The sequence below is a fragment of the Anaerococcus sp. HMSC068A02 genome, assembly GCF_001811125.1.
GTDB lineage: Bacteria > Bacillota > Clostridia > Tissierellales > Peptoniphilaceae > Anaerococcus > Anaerococcus vaginalis_C.
Map to the genome: position 1 here is coordinate 80119 of NZ_KV803771.1, position 21069 is coordinate 101187.

Annotated in this window: 20 protein-coding genes and 1 riboswitch; of the genes, 12 read left to right on the top strand and 8 right to left on the bottom strand. The window is 28.8% G+C overall.

All coding sequences use genetic code 11. The features are described 5' to 3' along the window. The 4 genes from HMPREF2782_RS07555 to HMPREF2782_RS07570 all read right to left on the bottom strand — a co-directional run. Positions 1–324: type II toxin-antitoxin system PemK/MazF family toxin (locus HMPREF2782_RS07555; protein ID WP_070641972.1), on the bottom strand; the 324-nt coding region annotated here is incomplete at its 3' end. Next, complete coding sequence (locus HMPREF2782_RS07560) at positions 317–817, bottom strand: Panacea domain-containing protein (RefSeq protein ID WP_070641973.1); 501 nt, start codon at positions 815–817, stop codon at positions 317–319. The genes HMPREF2782_RS07555 and HMPREF2782_RS07560, both read right to left, overlap by 8 nt. A gap of 74 nt (positions 818–891) precedes the next feature. Then, a complete protein-coding gene (locus tag HMPREF2782_RS07565; protein ID WP_070641975.1) occupies positions 892–1608 on the bottom strand; it encodes a TraX family protein in 717 nt (238 codons plus the stop codon). 426 nt (positions 1609–2034) lie between these two features. Continuing rightward, a complete protein-coding gene (locus HMPREF2782_RS07570) occupies positions 2035–3996 on the bottom strand; it encodes a sodium-translocating pyrophosphatase (RefSeq protein WP_004839500.1) in 1962 nt (653 codons plus the stop codon). A gap of 218 nt (positions 3997–4214) precedes the next feature. Between HMPREF2782_RS07570 and HMPREF2782_RS07575 the strand changes: the two genes are divergently transcribed. Next, positions 4215–5138: an Abi family protein gene (locus tag HMPREF2782_RS07575; RefSeq protein ID WP_222563143.1), complete on the top strand. Its 924-nt coding sequence runs from the start codon at positions 4215–4217 to the stop codon at positions 5136–5138. A 215-nt stretch (positions 5139–5353) separates the two neighbouring features. Here HMPREF2782_RS07575 and HMPREF2782_RS07580 read toward each other — a convergent pair whose 3' ends face one another. Both HMPREF2782_RS07580 and HMPREF2782_RS07585 read right to left on the bottom strand, forming a co-directional pair. Further along, positions 5354–6013: a DUF6198 family protein gene (locus HMPREF2782_RS07580; protein ID WP_070641977.1), complete on the bottom strand. Its 660-nt coding sequence runs from the start codon at positions 6011–6013 to the stop codon at positions 5354–5356. Between the two features lie 1064 nt (positions 6014–7077). Beyond that, positions 7078–8316, bottom strand: a complete 1239-nt coding sequence (locus HMPREF2782_RS07585) for an aminopeptidase (RefSeq protein ID WP_070641982.1) — start codon at positions 8314–8316, stop codon at positions 7078–7080. A gap of 69 nt (positions 8317–8385) precedes the next feature. On the opposite strand from HMPREF2782_RS07585, the gene pepF reads away from it, so the two are divergent. The 3 genes from pepF (at position 8386) to HMPREF2782_RS07600 (ending at position 12316) form a co-directional block, all read left to right on the top strand. Further along, the gene (gene pepF / locus HMPREF2782_RS07590; RefSeq protein ID WP_070641983.1) at positions 8386–10185 is read left to right on the top strand and encodes an oligoendopeptidase F; all 1800 of its coding nucleotides are present in this window, start codon (positions 8386–8388) and stop codon (positions 10183–10185) included. Between the two features lie 125 nt (positions 10186–10310). Beyond that, complete coding sequence (locus HMPREF2782_RS07595; RefSeq protein ID WP_070641984.1) at positions 10311–11432, top strand: hypothetical protein; 1122 nt, start codon at positions 10311–10313, stop codon at positions 11430–11432. Between the two features lie 206 nt (positions 11433–11638). Beyond that, a complete protein-coding gene (locus tag HMPREF2782_RS07600) occupies positions 11639–12316 on the top strand; it encodes a CPBP family intramembrane glutamic endopeptidase (RefSeq protein ID WP_070641986.1) in 678 nt (225 codons plus the stop codon). 113 nt (positions 12317–12429) lie between these two features. Here the strand turns inward: HMPREF2782_RS07600 and HMPREF2782_RS07605 are convergent, their stop codons facing one another. Then, on the bottom strand, positions 12430–13392 hold the full coding sequence (locus tag HMPREF2782_RS07605) for a hypothetical protein (protein WP_070641988.1): 963 nt from the start codon (positions 13390–13392) through the stop codon (positions 12430–12432). A 388-nt stretch (positions 13393–13780) separates the two neighbouring features. On the opposite strand from HMPREF2782_RS07605, the gene HMPREF2782_RS07610 reads away from it, so the two are divergent. The 8 genes from HMPREF2782_RS07610 (at position 13781) to HMPREF2782_RS07645 (ending at position 19979) form a co-directional block, all read left to right on the top strand. After that, positions 13781–14446, top strand: a complete 666-nt coding sequence (locus tag HMPREF2782_RS07610) for a winged helix-turn-helix domain-containing protein (RefSeq protein ID WP_004839493.1) — start codon at positions 13781–13783, stop codon at positions 14444–14446. A gap of 235 nt (positions 14447–14681) precedes the next feature. Continuing rightward, positions 14682–14796, top strand: a riboswitch (FMN riboswitch). A gap of 64 nt (positions 14797–14860) precedes the next feature. Then, on the top strand, positions 14861–15457 hold the full coding sequence (locus HMPREF2782_RS07615; protein ID WP_070641990.1) for an ECF transporter S component: 597 nt from the start codon (positions 14861–14863) through the stop codon (positions 15455–15457). A 234-nt stretch (positions 15458–15691) separates the two neighbouring features. Beyond that, the gene (gene tsaE / locus HMPREF2782_RS07620) at positions 15692–16117 is read left to right on the top strand and encodes a tRNA (adenosine(37)-N6)-threonylcarbamoyltransferase complex ATPase subunit type 1 TsaE (protein WP_070641992.1); all 426 of its coding nucleotides are present in this window, start codon (positions 15692–15694) and stop codon (positions 16115–16117) included. Between the two features lie 9 nt (positions 16118–16126). Continuing rightward, positions 16127–16795 (top strand): tRNA (adenosine(37)-N6)-threonylcarbamoyltransferase complex dimerization subunit type 1 TsaB, encoded by a 669-nt coding sequence (gene tsaB / locus HMPREF2782_RS07625; RefSeq protein WP_019118749.1) that lies wholly within the window; start codon positions 16127–16129, stop codon positions 16793–16795. Beyond that, positions 16788–17225: a ribosomal protein S18-alanine N-acetyltransferase gene (gene rimI / locus HMPREF2782_RS07630; protein ID WP_019118748.1), complete on the top strand. Its 438-nt coding sequence runs from the start codon at positions 16788–16790 to the stop codon at positions 17223–17225. The genes tsaB and rimI overlap by 8 nt, the downstream gene beginning before the upstream one ends. Further along, positions 17226–18236 carry a tRNA (adenosine(37)-N6)-threonylcarbamoyltransferase complex transferase subunit TsaD gene (tsaD, locus tag HMPREF2782_RS07635; protein ID WP_070641993.1) on the top strand — a complete coding sequence of 337 codons (1011 nt, stop codon included), beginning with the start codon at positions 17226–17228 and terminating at the stop codon, positions 18234–18236. Between the two features lie 17 nt (positions 18237–18253). After that, a complete protein-coding gene (locus tag HMPREF2782_RS07640; RefSeq protein WP_004839487.1) occupies positions 18254–18601 on the top strand; it encodes a hypothetical protein in 348 nt (115 codons plus the stop codon). Continuing rightward, a complete protein-coding gene (locus HMPREF2782_RS07645; protein ID WP_070641995.1) occupies positions 18585–19979 on the top strand; it encodes a S41 family peptidase in 1395 nt (464 codons plus the stop codon). The genes HMPREF2782_RS07640 and HMPREF2782_RS07645 overlap by 17 nt, the downstream gene beginning before the upstream one ends. Before the next feature lie 175 nt (positions 19980–20154). Here the strand turns inward: HMPREF2782_RS07645 and HMPREF2782_RS07650 are convergent, their stop codons facing one another. Further along, positions 20155–21036, bottom strand: coding sequence for a MurR/RpiR family transcriptional regulator (locus HMPREF2782_RS07650; protein ID WP_019118744.1), 882 nt, complete (start codon positions 21034–21036; stop codon positions 20155–20157). Positions 21037–21069 lie beyond the last annotated feature (33 nt).

Genomic DNA, 21069 nt, shown 5'->3' on the forward strand with positions numbered 1-21069 from the left:
GGCTCCGTTTACTTTTGCGTCAACATCTTTTGATATTAGATCTTTTTCATTTATAGTTTGAACTTTATTTGTTCTTATATAGGATATATCTCTATTTAAATTCAAACTTGGATAGGTATTTTTATTTATTTCTATATCATAGTACAAATTTAGTCTGTTTCTATTTGTAACGCTTGATACTGGTAGAACTGTAAGGTCTATTGGATAGGTTGAATTTTCTTCTTTTATAATTAAAAATGGTCGCTTTTTGGTTTTTGTTTTATTTTCTCTCAAGTCATAATATCTAAACCTAACTGTAAAAATACAACCGACCTTATTATTCATCACAGTCCTCAAATTCGTCTACATACATATCAAAAATATAATCGTAAGGTCTTATTTTTTTGGCGTCTTCTTTTATATCATCTATTTCTATTATTTTATCTCCGTATTCGCCTTCTTTTAAACCTTGTCTACTTTTTTGCCATGAACTTTCTTTATGTGTTAATTCGGCAAGATACCATGGTTCATACATCCCATATTGGCTTATTACATTATTTATTACATATTTATCATCTTCTGTAAGATCAAGTTTATCCTCATTTACAATTGGCACATAATCTTCTTCAAGAAAATGTCTTAATTCTGTTAGGACTGGACCATATTTCCACCCTTCAAAATTTTCTTTAAACATTGCTTTTCCTGTAAGTGCAAGAGATTCTCTTTGTGTGAGGTACATTAATTTTTGTAATTTCAGTTCGCTGTTTTCATATCTAGTACCTGTTTGTCTTTCATACGCTAAGATTATATATCTAGCAACATCATACATATTAGCCATATTGCACCTCCTATTAATTGAATTATACCCAATAAATGAAGTATATACAATTGTTTATACATTATTAAGGAAATCTACAACCCAAACAAAAACCTACAAATTCCAAGTATCAATAAATGCACCGGATAGAACAAATAATTGAACCATTTATTTTGCTTTCCTTTTTCTCCATTGTAAAAGTTAATGGTTGCAAATCCTAGTATTGAGTAGATTTCTTTTATTATTACAAGGTATGCCAACAGACTTCCAACTAATCTTTTGTCGTAGAAAAGGTAGAGGATAAAAATTATTATTATGGAATAATAATCGTAGTCAAATGATAGGAGGGTTGCTGATATTGCGCTTATTGCAACGATTAGTATTGAAAGAAAAATCCAAAAGTATTTGTTTTTGATTTTTTCTTTTAATTTATCAACCACCATCAAGGTCAAAAGTCCAAGGGCAAGCGACCACATTATGTTTTGTGATCTGTTGTTTATAAAAACTTTTGATTGGAACATATCGTAAGGTATCTCTGAAATTACGGCGAAAATCAAAAGATTTCTTAGATATTTGAATCTTGATTTTGTTTTGTAAAAGCCTTCTACAATCATAAAGGCAAAAATCGGAAAGGCGATCCTGCCTAGTATATCGAAAATCATTGATATTGTAACTAGGGGTTGTTGGTAATTAAGTTTTGGTGTAATAATTGCCTTGTTAAAATGGTCAATAAACATTGAAATAAAAGCAATATATTTCATCTGGGCACCATTTAATTGAAATTTTTTTTGTATTTGTTTAAATTTTTCCATCTTCTATTCCTTTCTATTTTTTAATTGTATATTTTAGTAATTAAGTTTTTTATATTATACTATATTTTTTCTTGTAAATAAATATAGTATTTTTATTGCTTATGTTGAAGATTCAAATATATAAACTTGTGATTTGTAATGGAAAATATAAATATTAATTATCAAAGTCTTAAATTAAAATTTCAAAAAAGGGATTAGTTTGCACTTAAAGCTAATAAAAAAGATTTTAAAAGAAAGAATAAATTGTAATATAAATTTAATTCAAGAGCTATCTCTATTCATTATATTCGATTGATATGGGTAATAGTTAGTTTTGTTTTTTAGAATATTAAGTAATTATAAAATCCCCATTAGATTTAATAAAAAAATGGAAAAAAATAAGCTGTTACAAAATAAATATATTTTGTAACAGCTTTTATTTTTATATTAGATAAATAATCCTGCGCATACAACAGATACTACTGTAATAAGTTTTACTAGGATATTTAGTGATGGGCCGGATGTATCTTTGAATGGATCTCCTACTGTATCACCTACTACTGCAGCGTGGTGGGCTGGTGAGTTTTTGCCGCCTTCTGCTCCAGTTTCTATAAATTTCTTTGCATTATCCCAAGCTCCACCTGCGTTTGACATAAATATTGCCATTAATACGCCTGTTACTAGGGCTCCTGCTAATAGTCCTCCTAGGGTTTCAGGTCCAAATGCTTTTCCTATAAATAATGGTACTACTATTGCTAATGCTCCTGGTATTACCATTTCTTTTAGGGATGCTCTTGTTGAGATGTCTACGCATGATGCGTAATCTGGATTTTCTGTTCCTTCTAGGATACCTGGTTTTTCTCTAAATTGTTTTCTTACTTCGTTAATCATTTCTGTTGCAGCTTTTCCTACTGAATTCATTGTCAAAGCTGAGAATAAAAATGGTAACATTCCTCCTACAAACATTCCTGCTACTACTTTTGAATCTAGTAATGATAGGTTGTCAAGGTTTAATGTGTCTGTGTAGGTTACGAATAGTGAAAGTGCTGTTAATGCTGCAGATCCAATTGCAAATCCTTTACCGATTGCTGCTGTTGTGTTTCCTACTGAATCAAGGCTGTCTGTGATTTCACGAACTGATTCGTCTAGTCCACTCATTTCTGCGATTCCACCGGCATTGTCTGAGATTGGGCCGTAAGCGTCAACTGTTACTGTTGTTGCTGTGATTGATAACATTCCTACTGCTGCAAGGGCAATTCCGTACATTTGCATTGTGTGGAATGAAACTAAAATTCCTATTGCTATAAGAACAATTGGTCCAACTGTTGAAAGCATACCACTTGATAATCCTGCGATTATATTTGTAGCTGCTCCTGTTTGACTTTCTTCTGCTATTCTTTTTACTTGGCTGTATTTTTCAGATGTAAATACTTCTGATAAAAATCCTATTGCAATTCCTACAAGTATTCCCACAATTATACAAATTGCTGCTTTCATATTTCCAAAAAATATTGGTGAAAGGATAAATGATGCTACAAGAACAATTGCTCCTGATAGATAAATTGTCATCATTAATGCTGATTGTGGGGATTTTTGTTTCTTTCTTAGGAATAAGAATGCTGCAAGAACTGATGCAAGTATTCCTATTGATGAAAGTACAAGTGGGAATCTAATTCCTGCATCTCCAAAGATTGAAAAACCTAGAACCATTGATGAAAGGATTGCTCCTGCATAAGATTCGAAAAGGTCAGCTCCCATTCCTGCAACGTCTCCTACGTTATCTCCTACGTTATCGGCGATAACTGCTGGGTTTCTTGGATCGTCTTCTGGAATTCCTTTTTCAACTTTTCCTACAAGGTCAGCTCCAACGTCTGCAGCTTTTGTGTAGATTCCTCCACCAACTCTTGCGAAAAGTGCAACTGAACTTGCTCCAAAAGAATATCCCATAAGGATTGTTGGGTCTCTAAAGATCAAATAAACAATTCCAACTCCCAAAAGTCCAAATCCTGTTACTGCAAATCCCATAACAGATCCACCAGCAAAGGCAACTTTAAGGGCAGATGGAAGTCCACTTTCCATAGCTTCGTTTGTACATCTAGCATTTGAGGCTGTAGAAATTCTCATACCTACATAACCTGCTGCCATTGATAATAAAGAGCCAAGTATATAACAAATCATGGTATTAATGTTAATAAAAATTGCTATAAGAATTGAAACAATAATTACAAAGATAACAACGTATTTATACTCACGAGATATAAATGCCATAGCTCCTTCTTTAATATTTCCTGATATAGTTCTCATTCTATCGTTTCCTTCGCTAACTGGAAGTATATTTGTTTTAATTTGAAGTCCCATAAAACAAATAGCGATAACTGCCACTATAACAGGTAGTAAATCAGATAACATAAATTCCTCCTATTATTAAATTTTACTCTTACTATTATATAACATAATATTGATATAAACAATCACTTTTGATAGAAACTTGGAAAAAAAAGTAGAAAATTCTTGAGATTTATGAAAAAATTTGAAAATTTATGGGAAAATTATATTTAGTTATTTATTTTCAAAAAAATATATATAATTAAGGTATAATAATTTAAAAATATTTTTTTAATTAGGAGGTGGTTTATATTTTAGAAACTAATGAACTAATAAGGAAATTAAGAGATGAAAAAGGAATCACTTTTAAATTTTATAGCGAAGAAGAAGCTGAAGAATTTTTAGAAAAACATAATTATTATGTAAAACTTACTGCTTATAAAACAAATTTTCATAAACATGATAATAAATATGTTGGACTTGATTTTTTAGCTTTAAAAGATTTATCAACAATAGATATGTATATTAAAAAATGGATATTAAACGCAAGTCTTGCTGTAGAGCATTCACTAAAGGTTAATATTCTAAAAGATATGCAAGAAAGAAATATAAATGAATTCGAAATTGTATCGGATTATTTTGATCAATACCCTAGAATACTATCAGAAATTGAGTATAGAAGAGAAACACCTTATACAAAAAAACTACTTCAAAAATATAATCATCCTTTTTATCCAATTTGGGTATTTTTAGAAGTAATACCATTTGGAGAATTTGTAAATTTCTATAAATATTACTGTAATATTAATTCTTTTTGCGATTTTGAATCTGGACTTCTTTATAATGTTAAAAATATTAGAAATGCTGCCGCTCACAACAATTGTGTGATTTACGATTTATATGATAGGACTGGATATTATAATAGTAATTTAGCGAAAAAATTAGAAGATATTTTAATAGATACAAAAAGACGTACTATACAAAACAGGCTTAGAAATAAATCTGTGCAAGATTTTGCTTCTTTACTTATTGCGGTTGAGGAGTTAATTAAAAGTGATGAGTTAAGATATAAGAATTTAGAAGAAATCAAGAAGCTTTTTGATGAAAGGATGATTAAAAATAATTATTTATATAGATCATCTCCGGTTATAAAACAAACTTATCGATTTTTAAAAGGAATAATTGACATTTTAGAGGCTAGGAACTATAATATTATTACGAATTGAAAACAAATGTTTTGCGAGTAGTGCATTTATGCGCTACTCGATTTTTTTTTATAAATTATTTAAAATTGGAAAATATATTATATTATAAAGTATAAAATTGTATTTATTAAAAACCAATATAAAAATAAGAACTTCAGCAATTAAAAAATTCAAAAATATGACAAACAAAAAAGGATATTTCAAAATACTTGATACTTTGAAATATCCTTTTTAAATTAAGATTTTGCATGATTTAAATTTCCTTGGCATACTTGCCAGGCTGGAATTTCCATTTTTAATTCGAATTGTCCTATCAAAAATGATGAGATAATTGTTGTCAAAAATGAATATATTAGGTGGTTCATTGGGATGTATATTAAAGAAAGGGCAAGAACTACATAATCTGTAAACAAGTAGGCTCTTGATATTGGCCATTTTGTTTTTTTGGAAATTGTCATTGCCAAGGCGTCATCGCCTCCTGCACATCCTCCGGCTGTAACTGCAATTCCACAGCCACATCCTATAAATATTCCACCAAATATTGCTGCCATTAATGGCATATCGTAAAGACTTGGAATTACTGGTCCAATAAAATCAAAAATCCAATAAAATACAGCAAACATTATAGTTGCAACAATAGATTTTTTTAAAAATATTCTTCCAAGCATTGAAAAGCCAAGTGCATAACATAAGGCATCCAAAATTGGTGTGGTGTAGGCAAGATTCATATTTAATGCTTTTTTCAAAAATAAGCCAAGTCCCAAAACACCACCTTCGGTAATTTGTGCTTGTTCGTGGACATTTATTACTCCAAATGCCATAACTAAACAACCAAGGGAAATAATCAAAAATTCTTTTTTCGTAACTTCTAAACTTCTCAGAAATTTTCTGAGCATAAATTTTCACTCCTAATCTGGCGATTAGCAAAACAAAAAAGACTGCTGTCTTAGTAATAACTAATCGCGCAATCTTCGGCTGGTGTTGATGCTTTTTTGTTTAGATTATTTTTTCTTGTAAAAACTCTGAGCTTATAGAAGAATTTAAGGTCAAATAAATCCCACATCAGGCACTTATTTGGCAAGGTTCAACTTCCACGAATCAGATAAAAACTACCGATAAAAAATCGGCAACCACCGTTTTACAACAGTTCTTCGTATATTATAATACCTTGTTTTTGCAAATTGTAAAGTTTTAGGGTTTTTGCTTAGAATTTAAAATAAAATAATAAACAAAATGATATAATAAAGATGTTATCGTACCCAAACTGGTAACAGTTGGGAGGTGAAGTCATGAATGTTCTCGAATCTATAATAATATCTGTCGTAGCTAACATATTAGCTCATTATGTTATCAAATGGCTAGATAGATATTCAAAATACGATAATTAGCCTAAAAAAGACAGGAGCGGCAACTCCTGTCTTTTTTGTGTGCCATGGTATAATTCTCGAATCCATGCTCAATATTATTATATAAGTTTTTATAATATTTTCAATTTAATAGTTTAAGATTTTTCAAAATGATATAATAAAGATGTTATCGTACCCAAACTGGTAACAGTTGGGAGGTGAAGTTATGGAAAAACTCGGTACCATTTTAATATCTGTCGCAGGTAATGTAATAGCTCATTTTATTATCAAGTGGCTAGACAGATATATAAAAAACGATAATTAGCACAAAAAAAGACAGGAGTGGCTGCTCCTGTCTTTTTGTTTGGTCATGGATATAACTCGGTACCATGCTCAATATTATTATATAAGTTTTTATTTTAATTTCAATATGTTCTAATTATATAATTTTTAAATTCTAAGCTATTTATAATTTTATGCTTACATTAAAAATGAGATCTCTGGATTAATTTTAGAATATAATTTACTTTAACTTTGCCTAATACTCAAAAAAATTAAGCTACTTACATACTAATCTATCATTCTATATTTAATCATTTTTAAAAATAAAATATTTACGCCCAATTTCCATCAATAAAGACATCAAATTCTTCCCCGTCTTTGTAGGCTTTTATATTTAAATCTTTTGCTCCTACCATAAAATCTTCGTGGATTAGGGAATCATTTAGACCGATTTTGTGTAGGTCTTTGTCTTCAACTTCTGTTCCGCCTTTTATAGTTGTTGGGTAGGCTTTTCCAAGGGCGAAGTGGCATGATGCGTTTTCGTCAAATAGGGTGTTAAAAAATAGGATATTTGATTTTGAAATTGGAGATTCGTATGGAACTAGGGCAATCTCTCCCAAATATTTTGCGTTTTCGTCTGATTCTAGCATTTCTTTTAATGTATCGTAGCCTTCTTCTGCCTTAAAATCTACAACTTTTCCATTTTCAAATGTAAATTCAAAATTGTTTATTATAACCCCGTTGTAAACGAGTGGTTTTACAGCAACAAGCCTTCCATCAACTCCGTCAAATTGAGGGGAAGTGAAAACTTCTTCTGTTGGGATATTTGGCAAAAATAAATCGCCTTTTTCATTTTTTGATGAAGCTGACATCCAAATGTGATTTTTTGGCAATTTTACTTTTAAATCTGTTCCGTTTTTTGATGAGTAATGAACTTCATCAAATTGATGAGAATTTAAAAATTCTGCTTTTTCATTTAATAAAGAAATATGGTCATTCCAATTTTTTTTGGTTTTTTCCCAATCTTCATCAACACGGCTCACATCAAAAATAACTTCCCATAATTTGTCTACTGCCTTTACTTCATCAAGGTCTGGGAAAATTTTCTTTGCCCATTTTTTTGTTGGATAGGCAATAACAAGCCATGAAACCATATCGTTCATGGTATATTTTACAAAATCTTTTAATTTCAAAGAATTTTCTCTGACAGCTTCTGCTATCTTTTTTTGGTCCAAATTTTTTAATAAATCTGGGTCATCGCCAATTATTGAAATCCTGTTTGATCTGTGTTTTTCAAGTTGGTAGATATTTTTTTCAATAATATAATCAGGAACTTCGTTTAAAGTTTCTTGGGTCTCATAGGTATATTTTAATTTTGTTAGCTCTTCGTCTTTCCAATTAATGCTTACAAGTCTTGCGCCTTTTTGGTAGGCATATTTTGCAATTAGTCTTGCAAGAGTAGGATCTTCCAATGAAGAATTTATCAAAACATCTTCATTTTTTTGTACATTTACACCAAATTCAACTGCAAGTTTTGCATAATTTTCTAATTTATTTTTGTTTACTGTCATATTTCCCTCCGTTTTTTTCATTATACTATATTGTGATGGTATAATAAAATTTAGAAATGGAGGGAAAAAATGCTAAAAAGAAATGAAGTTGATATAAAAGAAACATGGAAATTGGAAGATTTATTTGAAAATGATGAGAAATTTTATGAGGAACTTGATAGAACAATCAAAAAAAGTGAAAATTTCAAAAAAACTTACAAGGAAATAGACTCTTCCGATAAATTATATAAGGCCTTAAAAGATTTATCTGAAATTTACGGTGCCATGCATAGGCTTGGATCTTTTGCAGGAATTTCTACAGAAGTTGATGCCAACGACCCACATCCACAAAAAAGATATGCAAATTTTGGGGCAAAGGCGAGCGAAATCTCTGCAAATTTAACTTTTTTTGATGGGCTTTTGACAAAAATTGATGAAAAAATCATAAATGAAGTGAGAGAAAACCACAAAGATTATGATTATTATCTAAAAAGAGCCTTGGACAAAAAAGATCATATTTTGGATGAGGCGGCTGAAGAAGTGATTTCAAAATTGTCTCCAACTTTTGATGCACCTTACGGAGAATATGCGTCTTTGCGTTATGGGGATATAAAAGTTGATGATATAGAAATTGATGGGAAAAATATTCCATTAAATCACAATACTTTTGAAGAATATTATGAAACTGATAAAAATACAGAAATTAGAAGAGAAGCTTTCAAAAATTATCATAAGGCACTTTCTCGCTATGAATCAGGAAATGGGGCAATTTATAATACCCACATAAATAATGAAAAAATTCTTGCAAATTTAAGGGGATTTGATTCAGTAATTGATATGCTTTTGTCCTACCAAGATATTCCAAGAGAAATTTATGACAATCATATTGATACAATTATGGAAAAACTTCCAAAGCACATGAGAAAATATGCAAATATTTTGAAAAAAGTTTACAAACTTGACGAGATGACCTATGCAGATTTGAAACTTTCAATTGATTCTGGTTTTTCAAAAGAAATTGAAATCGAAGAGGCTAGAGATTATATAATCGATGGACTTAAAGTTTTGGGAGATGATTATGTAGAAATGCTCAAAAAAGCCTTCAGCGAAAGATGGATTGACTATGCACAAAACGAAGGAAAAAGAACCGGAGCATTTTGCGATACACCTTACGGCTGCCATTCCTATATAATGACAACCTACAACAAGGACATGAGCCAAGTTATGACTCTTGCTCACGAATTGGGACATGCTGGACATTTTGAAAATACAAATAAAAACCAAGATGCAATAAACACAGATGTTTCCATGTATTTTGTAGAAAGTCCATCAACAGCAAATGAAATTACTATGGAAAGATATTTACTAAAAAATGCCAAGGATGATAGGGAAAAATTGTGGGTGCTTGACACAATGATTTCAAAAACCTACTACCACAATTTCGTAACCCATTTTCTAGAGGCAGCTTTCCAAAGAGAAGTTTATGAAAGAATCGATAAGGGAGAAAGCCTTACAGCAGGAGATTTCAAGGAAATTTTTAATAAAAAATTAAAAGAATTTTGGGGAGATGATGTGAAACTTGTAGAAGGAGCTGATCTAACATGGATGCGCCAACCACATTATTACATGGGACTTTATCCATACACCTATTCAGCAGGACTTACAATAGGAACAAAAGTTTCTGACAAAATAATAAATGGAAATGAAGAAGACATCAAAAATTGGAGAGAAGTTTTAAACCTAGGCTCAACCCTAAGCCCAATGGATCTTGCAAAAAAAGCTGGAGTAGATATGACAAATACAAAAGCCTTAGAAGAAACCATTGAATTTATTGGACAAATAGTTGACCAAATAGATGAGCTTTGCGAGAAGCTTGGGTTGTATAAATAAAATAATTTAAAAAATCAGAAAAAAAGACTGTTGTAAAATGATGATTATTCACAATTTTACAACAGTTTTTTTGTGAAAACTTGGGTAGATATAAAGTAAGAATTATAAAATATTTGGGAGGGAATATGGCTAAGAAAATTGTTACAATTGATGAAATAGAAGATGCTTTAAAAGATTTTTCGAAAAAGGATAAAATAAATGAAAAAAATCCTTATTTAAAAAATAATAAAAATTCTAAAAATCCTTTGGATGATAGTAGGCAATTTTTAAAAGAAAAAATAGAAGAATTTTTAATAGATTTAGAAAATGGAAATTCAAAATTTTCTTGGATTGACAAGTTAAAGGGAGAAAAAAATATAGATGAAGAAGATAAAGACAAAATTGCAAATATTCATTATGGCTTACCTTCACATATTCATGGAAATTATAGAGATGGCTTAATATATTTGTGCTTGTTCAATCCAAACGTTGTAGAAATTCAAGATAGCAATTTGATTTATAAAAGTGAAAAATCTAAAAAGAAAAGTACTAAAATATGTAGCATAAAAGATTACTATACAAAACCTCCTATGGTAGAAGGAAAAAATGATTTAGCAAATGAAGAATTTTGGACCATTATCAATGGATATAAAACTTGGTATAAAAATGAAAAAAAAGAAGAAAATATAAACAAGCTTGTAGATATAATAATAAGTGAAGAATCTACTTTGACAAAAGAATTAAAAAATATGGATAAAGATCATTATTATATAGATAAATACTATAAAGTTTTAAAAGATGAAGTAATTGATAAGTTAGAAAGTAACGATAAAAAATATGAAATTACAGATAGAATTGTAAATATAGATTTATGCCCATTTAGAGCGAAGAATGCTGGCACTGTAACAAATGAGATTTTAAATACACAGTTTAGTGAATTTTCTGCTTATATAATTTGGTATAGAATTGGTAAGTATTTAAATGATTTAGAAAATTATAGAAAAAACATAGTAAGACAAATAGAAAAACCATTATTTATATTTAGGTCTTATAGCAAATGGCAAGACAAACTAGTTGCTACATTGCATAAAATACATAATGAAGAGATAGATAATGAAATTATAGAAGGATATATTGAAAAAATTAATTTGGAATTTTTTTACCATTTCCCAAATCAAAGTGGTATGATAAGCCAAAATAATTTAAAAAAATTTGTAAGCAAAGACGAATTTGATGGTATAAAAGGACTAATTAGTATACAAAACTGAAAAAATAAATATATTTTAAGTTTTTAAAACTTTAGCAATTAAATAAAACAGCTATTGCCCATCCCGACCGAAGTTGAGGGATCTCATTGTGATGGTTGGCAACAAGGCAAATTTTATTAAAGAGGTTTTTTATTAACTAAATATGATTTTAAATTTCTTTTATTTTTGGGTAAGTATATAAATACATATATGTAGAAAGGAATTTTATGAAATATTTATCTAAAAGATTTACGGGAAATTATGGGATAATTAAATTTGTTTTTTTGTTATTATTGACTTTGTTTGGAGCTTTGCCTGCAAGTTATAGTATTTTAATTAGGGGCGTGGACAAGTCTTTGCTTTATATTATGACTGGGGCGTATCTTCTTGTGGCTTTTTTATTTTTTCTTATTTTTTATAGGAAATTTGAATTGTCAGGGGGATTTTTTGCAAATTTAAAAGTGATTTTAATTTCTCTTGTGGCAATTTATGCTTTGTCTTTTTTGATTGAATTAGCTTTTGGGGATAATATTTCAAATCCTCAAAATCAAGAGGCGATTGAGTCTATGCTTAGTAGAAATTTTTCTCCGGCTCTTCTTGCTCATATAGTTTTTTTGGGACCTCTTGTTGAAGAATATACTTTTAGGGAATATCTTCCTGGTGTTTTTAGAAATATTTTCAAAAGACGTGATCAGGATTTTAAGGATTTTTTCGCCCTTATTTTGGCGAATGTTTGTTTTTCTCTTGCTCATCTTCCAACTGATATTTACAGTTTTTTGGTATATTTTTCAATTGGCTTTGTCCTTGTTATGGTAAGATTTTTGACAAATAATTTGAAGTTATCTGCTTTTGTGCATATTTGTTGGAATTTATTGTCAAGTGTGATTTTATATTATGCAATTTAATTTTAAAATATTAAATAAAAATGGACTGTTGCAAGATTAAATGTTTTTTAATTCTGCAACAGTCCGTTTTTCGTAAATTTTTATTTATTATTTTCTTGTGGATTTTCTAGTTTTTATTCTTCGATATTATTTTTTTTGAAACCAGAAGAAAAGTCGTAAGCGCCACGTTTGATTATTATGTCATCATTTTTTGCTTTTGTATTTTTGTCTTTTTCTTGATTTTTCTTATCTTTTGTGGATTTATTTTTATTTTCTTTTTCTTTTGCATCTTTGGCTAAATCAGATTTTTCAGAAATTTTTTCTTTTTTATTCTCATTTTCTTTTTCTTTTTCTTTTTCTTCTTTTATATTTTCGTTTGTTTTTTCACATTTAACTTCTTCATTTAATTCTTCACTTGGTTTTGTTTGGTTTTGTTCGTCATTTTCTAAAGAATTTTCAGGTGTATTTTTTGCGTCTGTATTTAAATCTGAAAGATTATCATATTCTTTATTTTTAATTGCTAGGGCAAAAAATACTATTGAAACAACAAATAAAATTATTGCCAAAATTACCAAAAATTTAGCAAATTTTGCTTTTTGTGGGTCAAAATCAGTGGCTAATTTTTGTAAAGCTTGACTAATATTTGCAAAGCTTCCTTCGATTGCTCCCAAGTCTGGATTTGAAAAATTGATTGCCATAATATTTGCTTTAACTACTTTAACAAATTCCATCAATGGAGAAATTGTAATAAAAGATATTAATAAAACCAATGTTCCAGCAGCTGAGAAAATATATTTTTTAATTTGTTCTTTAAAAATAAAAATTCCAGCAATTAACAAAACTAGATTTACAAAAAATAAAAATTTGATAAATCCTATGTATTGAATTATATTTTTGAATTTTCCAAGATATTCAAAAATAGCAAATTCCATTTGGCTTAAAAAATCTTCAATATTGCCTGCGCCGTTTTCAATTGATTCGTAAATGTTTGAAAATGATTTCATCTTTGCCAAAATCATTCCCAAATAAAGAACCAATAATGAATTAGTAATAATTTGTCCAATATAGACAGCAAGTTTTCCCTGTTTTTTTGTCATAACTTCCTCCTTAATAATAAAATATAACGGGAAAATATCCACATAATTTATACAAAATATTATATCATATTTCAATAAAATTTTCTGGATTTTTTTATCTTATAATTTATTAAAAGAAATTCTTGCTTAAAACAATCAAATAATCATATAAAATAAATATTGGAATTTAAAAGAAAAATGAGGTAAAATAAATTTCGGAAAATTTAAAATAAATTTGAAAAATTTTAAATTGTTTGAAATGAGCGACTTTAAAATAATTTTCAAAGCTTAAATAATTCTATAAAAATTGTGAATATTTATATTGATATTTGCAAGAATTTTCTATATAATAGTAATGAGTGAAATTATTACAAATTAACGTGATAATATTTAAAAGTTAGGAGATCTTATGAAAATTGCATCGATGGAATACAAAAATGGGATTTCTAACTTGCTCAACTCTAAATTTGATGAGAACGAAGTTGTTGTAAAAAAATATGAGAATTTTGAAGACATTATTCTTGAAGATGATTTGTCGGAATTTGATTTAATTTTAGTGGATATGACTCATACTAGGTGTATTGAGCTAATCCAGTACATAAAACAAACTACAAATATTCCGGTAATTTATCTTACAGATAGGTACAAAAAAAGTCCCTATGAAGCAAAAATCGACGACAAGGATTTTGTAATTCATTCTTATTCAAGAGATGAATTTATAAAATATACTTTGAAAAAGGTCGAAGAAATTAACAATTCCAAAATTATTTCTTTTGGTTTTTGTTCAATTGAAGTGGACAATGGGATTTTTAGGATAGGAAATGAAATTTTAGATCTTACAAAATCTGAAATTAGTCTTTGTACAATTCTAATAAAAAATATGAACAGACCAGTTTCAAAAGAAATTATTGTAAAAGAAATGTCAAAAATGGGAATTGAAACAACAGACAGATCAGTTAGAGAGCATGTTAGAAAAATCAGAAAAGAATTTAAAAAAGCAAAACTTGAACCAATTAAAACAGTAAGAGGACAAGGATACGAATGGATTTTAGAATCTTGTGAAATAGGAAATTAGCCCGATTTATACAATGATTTTTATAATATAGAATATGAATAATTTAAAATAACCCAAATCTAACTAGCGGGAGAGGTATAAAAATTTTAAAATTAGAAAATTTAAATTTTGAAATTTTTATACTTTGTTAGATGGGTTATTTTTTTTGAAAAAATTTAGAGATTTTCAAATGTAAATAAAAAAATAAAATTGATATTGATTATCTTGTGCCACAAATTATTTTGTGATATTATATAAATATCTTCAGGGTGAGGTTGGATTCCTAACCGGCAGTTAAAGTCTGCGAGTTTTTTACTGAATGGGCGAAATTCCCATACCGACAGTTATAGTCTGGATGAGAGAAGATATTCTTTTTATGAGAAATTATTTAGCCCTGAAAGGGCATTTTTTTATGCCAAATTTTAGGAGGATTTTATGAGTCATGATCAAAAAAAATTAAGAAATTTAGTAAAAGTTGGAATACTTTCAGCCATGAGTTTTATACTTATGTTTATTCAATTTCCAATTCCAGTTGCACCACCTTTTATGAAAGTTGACCTTGCAGATGTGCCAGCTCTTATTGGTGGATTTTCGATGGGGCCTTTGTATGGAGTCTTAATTCAACTTATCAAAAATATTTTGAATTTGAGCAAGACAAGCACAGGTGGCGTTGGAGAAATTTCCAATTTTATAGTTGGAGGACTTTTTGTATTTGTATCAGCAAGTATATATAAAAGGAAAAAAACTAAAAAAAATGCAACTATAGCTATGATTTGCGGAATGTTAATTATGACACTTGCAGCAACCTTATCAAATGCTTTTGTAATTTTTCCACTTTACGGAAAAGCAATGGGAGTAGAAATGAGCGCCTTTGTAGCTATGGCACACAAAACAAATACTTTAGTAAATTCTTATTTTACTATGATGATTTTTGCAATTGTTCCATTTAATTTGATAAAAGGTTCAATAGAAATTTTAGTAACAAAATTATTATACAAACACGTTTCGGGAATTTTGCACGATAGAAAATAGTTATTTTAAATTTAAAAAACAGGCTTTGTGGTCTGTTTTTTTGATTTTTTTGAAAGCTGAAATTTATTACTTTATAAATTTAATAAAAGAGATCTCTATTATTATTTTTGGAGATAGATAGAATTTTATTTTTACCTTAAAAATCATTGGAATTTTTTTATTTTAGACTATAATATATCTTACAAAAAGCTTCAAATTAAACTTTTGTAGTATAATAGATTAGAAGGAGTTTTTATGAGAATTAATTCTTTAAAGGAAATGGAAGATTTTGCTTTTGATTTTTCTAAAAAATTGAAAAAGGGCCAAGTTGTAAATTTGATTGGAGAAATGGGTAGTGGCAAAACTACTTTTACTTCTTTTGTTTGCAAATATTTTGGGATTTCTAATACTTCATCTCCAACTTTTGCTCTTGTAAATATTTATAATGGAGAAAAGCAAGGGGAAGATTTTCCGATTTATCATCTAGATCTTTACAGGTTTGAAAGTCCTGATGAAATTTTAGACATAGATTTTGAAAATTATTTTTACCCAGAGGATGCTGTAACATTTTTAGAATGGGCAGAAAAGGCAGAAGGCTATCTTCCAGATGATATGATTGAAGTTAATATAGAAAAAATTGATGAAAACGCTAGGGAAATTAGCGTGAAATTTTTAGATTAGGAGATTTTAATGAGAGTTTTAGGGATTGATACATCAACTATGATTTCTACTGTAACTGTTGTAGAAGATGAAAAAATCATTGGGGATTTTAATGTAAATCAAGAAAAAACTCATTCGGAATCGCTTGTGCCAATGATTGAAACTTTATTAAATCTTTTGGGACTAAAGCTTTCTGATATTGATATTTTTGCAATTAGCCAAGGTCCGGGATCTTTTACGGGTTTAAGAATTGGAATGACAATTGCAAAGACTTTTGCCCAAGTTGGAAATAAAAAATTAATTCCAGTTTCAACTTTGAAGGCTCTTGCCTTAAATTCTTCTTCGAATTCTTTTAAGGCTTCTATGCTTGATGCAAGGGGAAAAAGAGTTTATGGGGCAATGTATGATGAAAATATGAATGAAATTGTTAAGGAAGATTTATATAATATAGATGATTTTTCGAAACTTTGTAATGAAAAAAATGTAGATTTTGATTTGGTTTCGGAAGTTGGCGAAAAATATAAGGACAAATTTGCTAGGGCAAGAATTTTGGATTTTTCTTATAATTCTTGTATTGGAAAAAATTTGTGTAAGCTTGCTCTTTTGAAAAAAGATGAGGACTATGATCTTTATAAGCTTGTGCCAAATTATTTGAGAAAATCGCAAGCGGAAAGGGATAGAGAAAAGAAAAATGATTAGGACAATGACTGTAGGAGATACGGATAAGGTTTATAAAATCGAATCTAGTGCTTTTTATAGACCCATGCCTAAAAAAGATCTTATAAATGATATTGAAAAAAATAAGCACAAAGAGTGTTTTGTATATGAAAAAAATGGAGAAACTCTAGGCTTTTATATAATTTCAAAAATTTTGGATGAAATTGAAATTTATACAATAGCAGTTGATGAATTGTATCGTGGGCAAAATATCGGTTCATTTATGCTTGAACACATGATAAATTTTGCAAAGAGTTTAAAAGTTTCAAAAATTTGGCTAGAAGTTTCTACAAAAAATTTTCCAGCTATAAATCTTTACCAAAAATTTGGTTTTGAAAAAATTAGACTTAGGGAAAATTATTATGCCAGAGTTCACGAAGATGCTTATATAATGTTAAAGGAATTGGATTAGATGAAAGATTTTTATACAATGGGAATTGAAACTTCTTGTGACGATTCTTCAGTTGCTATTTTGAAAAACGACAGGGAAGTTTTAATAAATTTAATATCATCACAAATTGATATACATAAAATATTTGGAGGAGTTGTGCCAGAAATCGCATCAAGAAAACACCTTGAAGCAATCAATCCTTTGATTGAAAAGGCGCTTTTGGATACAAATTTATCTTATAGCGATATTGATTTGATTTCTGTTACCAAAGGCCCTGGACTTATTGGCTCACTTTTGGTAGGAATTTCTGCGGCAAAAGCTCTTTCTTTGTCAGCAAATATTCCAATGATTGGAACAAATCACATGCAAGGACATATTTGTGCAAATTATTTGTCAAATAAAGACCTAGAGCCACCATTTATTTCTTTGGTTGTAAGTGGAGGTCATACTTATCTTGTAAAAGTAAAGGCTTATACAGATTATGAAATAATTGGAACAACAAGAGATGATGCTGCTGGCGAATCTTACGATAAAATTGCAAGATCAATCGGACTTGGCTATCCAGGCGGACCAAAAATTGATAAACTTTCAAAAGAAGGAAGAAAGGATGCCATAGATTTTCCAAGAATTATGCTTGAAAAAGATTCTTACGATTTTTCATTTTCAGGTTTAAAAACTTCAGTTTTAAATTATATGAACCACCAAAACCAAAAAAATTTAGAAATAAACAAGGCAGACTTGGCAGCAAGTTTTCAAGAAGCCGTTGTAGATGTTTTGGTGGAAAAATCTATGCGATTGATAGATGAAACAGGATTAAATACATTTGCAGTATCAGGAGGAGTTGCTGCAAATTCTAGATTAAAAGAAAGATTAAAAGAAGAATGTGAAAAAAGGGGAGTCAAATTTTATTATCCAGATATAATTTTGTGCACAGATAATGCGGCAATGATTGCTATGGCAGGATATTTAAATTACAAAGCTGGAGCAAGGTCTGATAATTATTTGAAAGTGTATCCAAATTTAGGACTTTAATTTGATATAATAGACTTATGAGTAGAGAAATTACAAAATTAAAAACATACAATACAAAAAATAAAATAGCATACTTTCTTTACTTTTTGTCTGCAATTTGCGTTTTCGCTTTTGGCATATATTATAAAGAAGGTTTTGAAATTGCTGGTGGAATATTTTTGCTTTTAAGAGGAATATATTTAATAAAAACCAACAACAAAAGCACAGCTTCTATTTTGAGAAATGAAAAAAAAGGACTTTACTTTAAACTTTTGATGATAATGGCTTTTTCATTAATAAATCCAATAGGCATTCTTCCCTTTTTATACGAAATAAAAAAAAGAGATTGGGTTATAAATGGAGGACTTGATGAAGAAAAAAAGTAAAATAAGTATTTTATTTTTGGCGATTATTATTTTATTTTCATCATGCGCTCAAAGGAGAATAAACTATCTAGAAAAAAGAAGAGATAGTTTGATTTCAGAAAAAAAGCCAAAAGAGAAGAAAATAATAAAAATAAATCCAGATAAAATTGATGAATTTAAATCAATAGAAGCCTATATGGCATGGTATAAAAAATTAGATGGGCCATGTAAATTAGTTTTTGAAAATAAGGTAGAAAAAAAAGAATTAAGCCAAGAAGAAATGGTAGAAGATTTCAATTATCTTTTTAATGAAATTAGAGATAATTACCCATTTTTTGGAGTTTTGAAAAGGCAATACGGAGTTGACTTTTTGGCAAATTATTCAAAATATTTAAGCGAAATAAAATTTTGCAAAAACGACCAAGAATTTACAAACACCATGCAAAAAATAATGGAAGATTTGCACAATGACCACGCAACAATTGCACAAAAAGATTACGTAGAAGAAACCTTAGAATACTATTCACATTTTTGGACAGATTCGTCAATGTATTACGAATTTTTAACATTGAACAAAGAAAGCGTAAGAGATAGATACGGAGTTGATGGAGTCCAATCAAATAAGGCTGATAGGAAAAAAATCAGGAGAAGATCCCTATACACAGAAAATTCCAGCGAAAATATGGAAGTAAAAATGCTAGCACCAAGTTTGGGACTAATAAAAATAAAAGAAATGCTAGCAGAATATGAACTTTCAGAAGATATGAAAAAATTAGACAAATTTTTAGAAGAAAATCAAGATTTAAAAACAATAATAATAGACATCAGAGAAAATTCCGGTGGGAATATAGAATATTGGCAAGAATATCTTTTGCCAAGACTCATAGACAAAAAAATTTCCGTAAACAACCATATGTTTTTTAAAGATGGAATGAGAACAAAACTATTATTAGAAAGCGAAGAGCTTGGATTTGAAGATATTTCAAATGTAAATATAGAAAAAATGGAGCTTGAACACAAAGAAGATTTAAAAGATTTTTCATATTATAGCAAAGACAAAATAGAAATCACTCCAACGAAAAAAAATAAATTTAAAGGAGATTTGTATTTATTAGTTGACGAAGGAGTATATTCAGCAGCCGAAGGAATGGCAAATTTTTGCAAAAACGCAAAAATTGCAAAATTAGTAGGCAAAAAAACCGGAGGAGATGGAGTAACACTTGGCTTAATAAATGACGTATGCCCAAATTCCGGCTTAGTTTTCACCTATACAAACACCCTAGGCTACGCCCCAGACGGCATGATAAACGAAGAAGAAAAAACAAACCCAGACATAAACACAGAAAGTTTAAACGAATCAATAGATACAATAAAAAAATTGGAAAAAATTGAGGAATAAATAAAAAATAGATAAAATAAAGTAAACCCCAAAGTCCAAAAATGGATAGAGGGGTTTTTGCGTTTAGATATAAAATAATAGATAGATTTTTATGAAGAAGAAATGATTAAAAATATATTTGTATTTATATATTAACGGCAATTAAATCTTTGGCTATTTTGATATTTTTAAAAGCCTAATTTAGATTATATCCATATTTATGAAAAATATCTTTTGTATCTTTCACGGATTCACTTATCTTATCAAAATCTTTCAAAGCTAGGGAAAGAAAAATTGTTTCTATAATTAAATTTTGAACAATAAATGATGCTTGAGTTGCAAGCCTTAGATTATTTTCTATTGCGGAAGTATAGATAACTATATCTGATGACTTATTTATTTTATTTACTCCAAATTGAGTAATAAGAATTACCTTTACTCCTTTTTCTTTAGCTAAATTTATAAAATCATGATTTTCTTTAGATTTTCCAAGGGTAGTAAAGCATATTAGTAAATCATCTTTTTTTAAGTTTGAGCAAGCTTCTAATCTTAAATGTATATCTGAATAAAATATTGAGTCTATATCTAATCTCATTAATTTTATTTGTAGGGATTCTGCCAATATAGATGAAACGCCCATACCAGTTAAAAAAATTTTTTTATTATTTTTATGAGTGTTGTAAATCAAATCTATTGCTTTTTCAAATGATTTTTTATCTAAGGTATTATGCCACGTGCTTCTAATAGATTTTATTGTGTATTCTGATAATGATCTATAAATTTCGTAAGCATCATCGCCTTTATTTAATTTTATATCTAAATTTTTTAATTCTTTACTATCGTTTATTGAATTATTTATAGACAATTTTAATTTTAAATCTGAGTATCCGTTTAGCCCGATTGATCTTGAAAATCTTATTATTGTTGGTTCACTAACTTTGATTTTTTTTGCAAGTGTAGATAGACTACAGTTAATTGTATTATTAGAATTTAAAATATATTCTGCTACTTTTAGTTCTGATTTAGTAAAATAAGGTAGCATAGCTTCAATTTTATCCAAAATTAATTCATCAGACATAATATCACCTCTGCTTTTATCTTACTATATATA

Excerpts from the sequence above, each read along its gene's own strand:
- HMPREF2782_RS07580 (WP_070641977.1), bottom strand. The coding sequence starts at position 6,013 with ATGCTCAGAAAATTTCTGAGAAGTTTAGAAGTTACGAAAAAAGAATTT.
- HMPREF2782_RS07600 (WP_070641986.1), top strand. The coding sequence starts at position 11,639 with ATGAAATATTTATCTAAAAGATTTACGGGAAATTATGGGATAATTAAA.
- tsaE (WP_070641992.1), top strand. The coding sequence starts at position 15,692 with ATGAGAATTAATTCTTTAAAGGAAATGGAAGATTTTGCTTTTGATTTT.
- HMPREF2782_RS07605 (WP_070641988.1), bottom strand. The coding sequence starts at position 13,392 with ATGACAAAAAAACAGGGAAAACTTGCTGTCTATATTGGACAAATTATT.
- HMPREF2782_RS07585 (WP_070641982.1), bottom strand. The coding sequence starts at position 8,316 with ATGACAGTAAACAAAAATAAATTAGAAAATTATGCAAAACTTGCAGTT.
- HMPREF2782_RS07565 (WP_070641975.1), bottom strand. The coding sequence starts at position 1,608 with ATGGAAAAATTTAAACAAATACAAAAAAAATTTCAATTAAATGGTGCC.
- HMPREF2782_RS07570 (WP_004839500.1), bottom strand. The coding sequence starts at position 3,996 with ATGTTATCTGATTTACTACCTGTTATAGTGGCAGTTATCGCTATTTGT.
- HMPREF2782_RS07595 (WP_070641984.1), top strand. The coding sequence starts at position 10,311 with ATGGCTAAGAAAATTGTTACAATTGATGAAATAGAAGATGCTTTAAAA.
- rimI (WP_019118748.1), top strand. The coding sequence starts at position 16,788 with ATGATTAGGACAATGACTGTAGGAGATACGGATAAGGTTTATAAAATC.
- HMPREF2782_RS07560 (WP_070641973.1), bottom strand. The coding sequence starts at position 817 with ATGGCTAATATGTATGATGTTGCTAGATATATAATCTTAGCGTATGAA.
- tsaD (WP_070641993.1), top strand. The coding sequence starts at position 17,226 with ATGAAAGATTTTTATACAATGGGAATTGAAACTTCTTGTGACGATTCT.
- pepF (WP_070641983.1), top strand. The coding sequence starts at position 8,386 with ATGCTAAAAAGAAATGAAGTTGATATAAAAGAAACATGGAAATTGGAA.
- HMPREF2782_RS07615 (WP_070641990.1), top strand. The coding sequence starts at position 14,861 with ATGAGTCATGATCAAAAAAAATTAAGAAATTTAGTAAAAGTTGGAATA.
- HMPREF2782_RS07650 (WP_019118744.1), bottom strand. The coding sequence starts at position 21,036 with ATGTCTGATGAATTAATTTTGGATAAAATTGAAGCTATGCTACCTTAT.
- HMPREF2782_RS07645 (WP_070641995.1), top strand. The coding sequence starts at position 18,585 with ATGAAGAAAAAAAGTAAAATAAGTATTTTATTTTTGGCGATTATTATT.
- HMPREF2782_RS07640 (WP_004839487.1), top strand. The coding sequence starts at position 18,254 with ATGAGTAGAGAAATTACAAAATTAAAAACATACAATACAAAAAATAAA.
- tsaB (WP_019118749.1), top strand. The coding sequence starts at position 16,127 with ATGAGAGTTTTAGGGATTGATACATCAACTATGATTTCTACTGTAACT.
- HMPREF2782_RS07610 (WP_004839493.1), top strand. The coding sequence starts at position 13,781 with ATGAAAATTGCATCGATGGAATACAAAAATGGGATTTCTAACTTGCTC.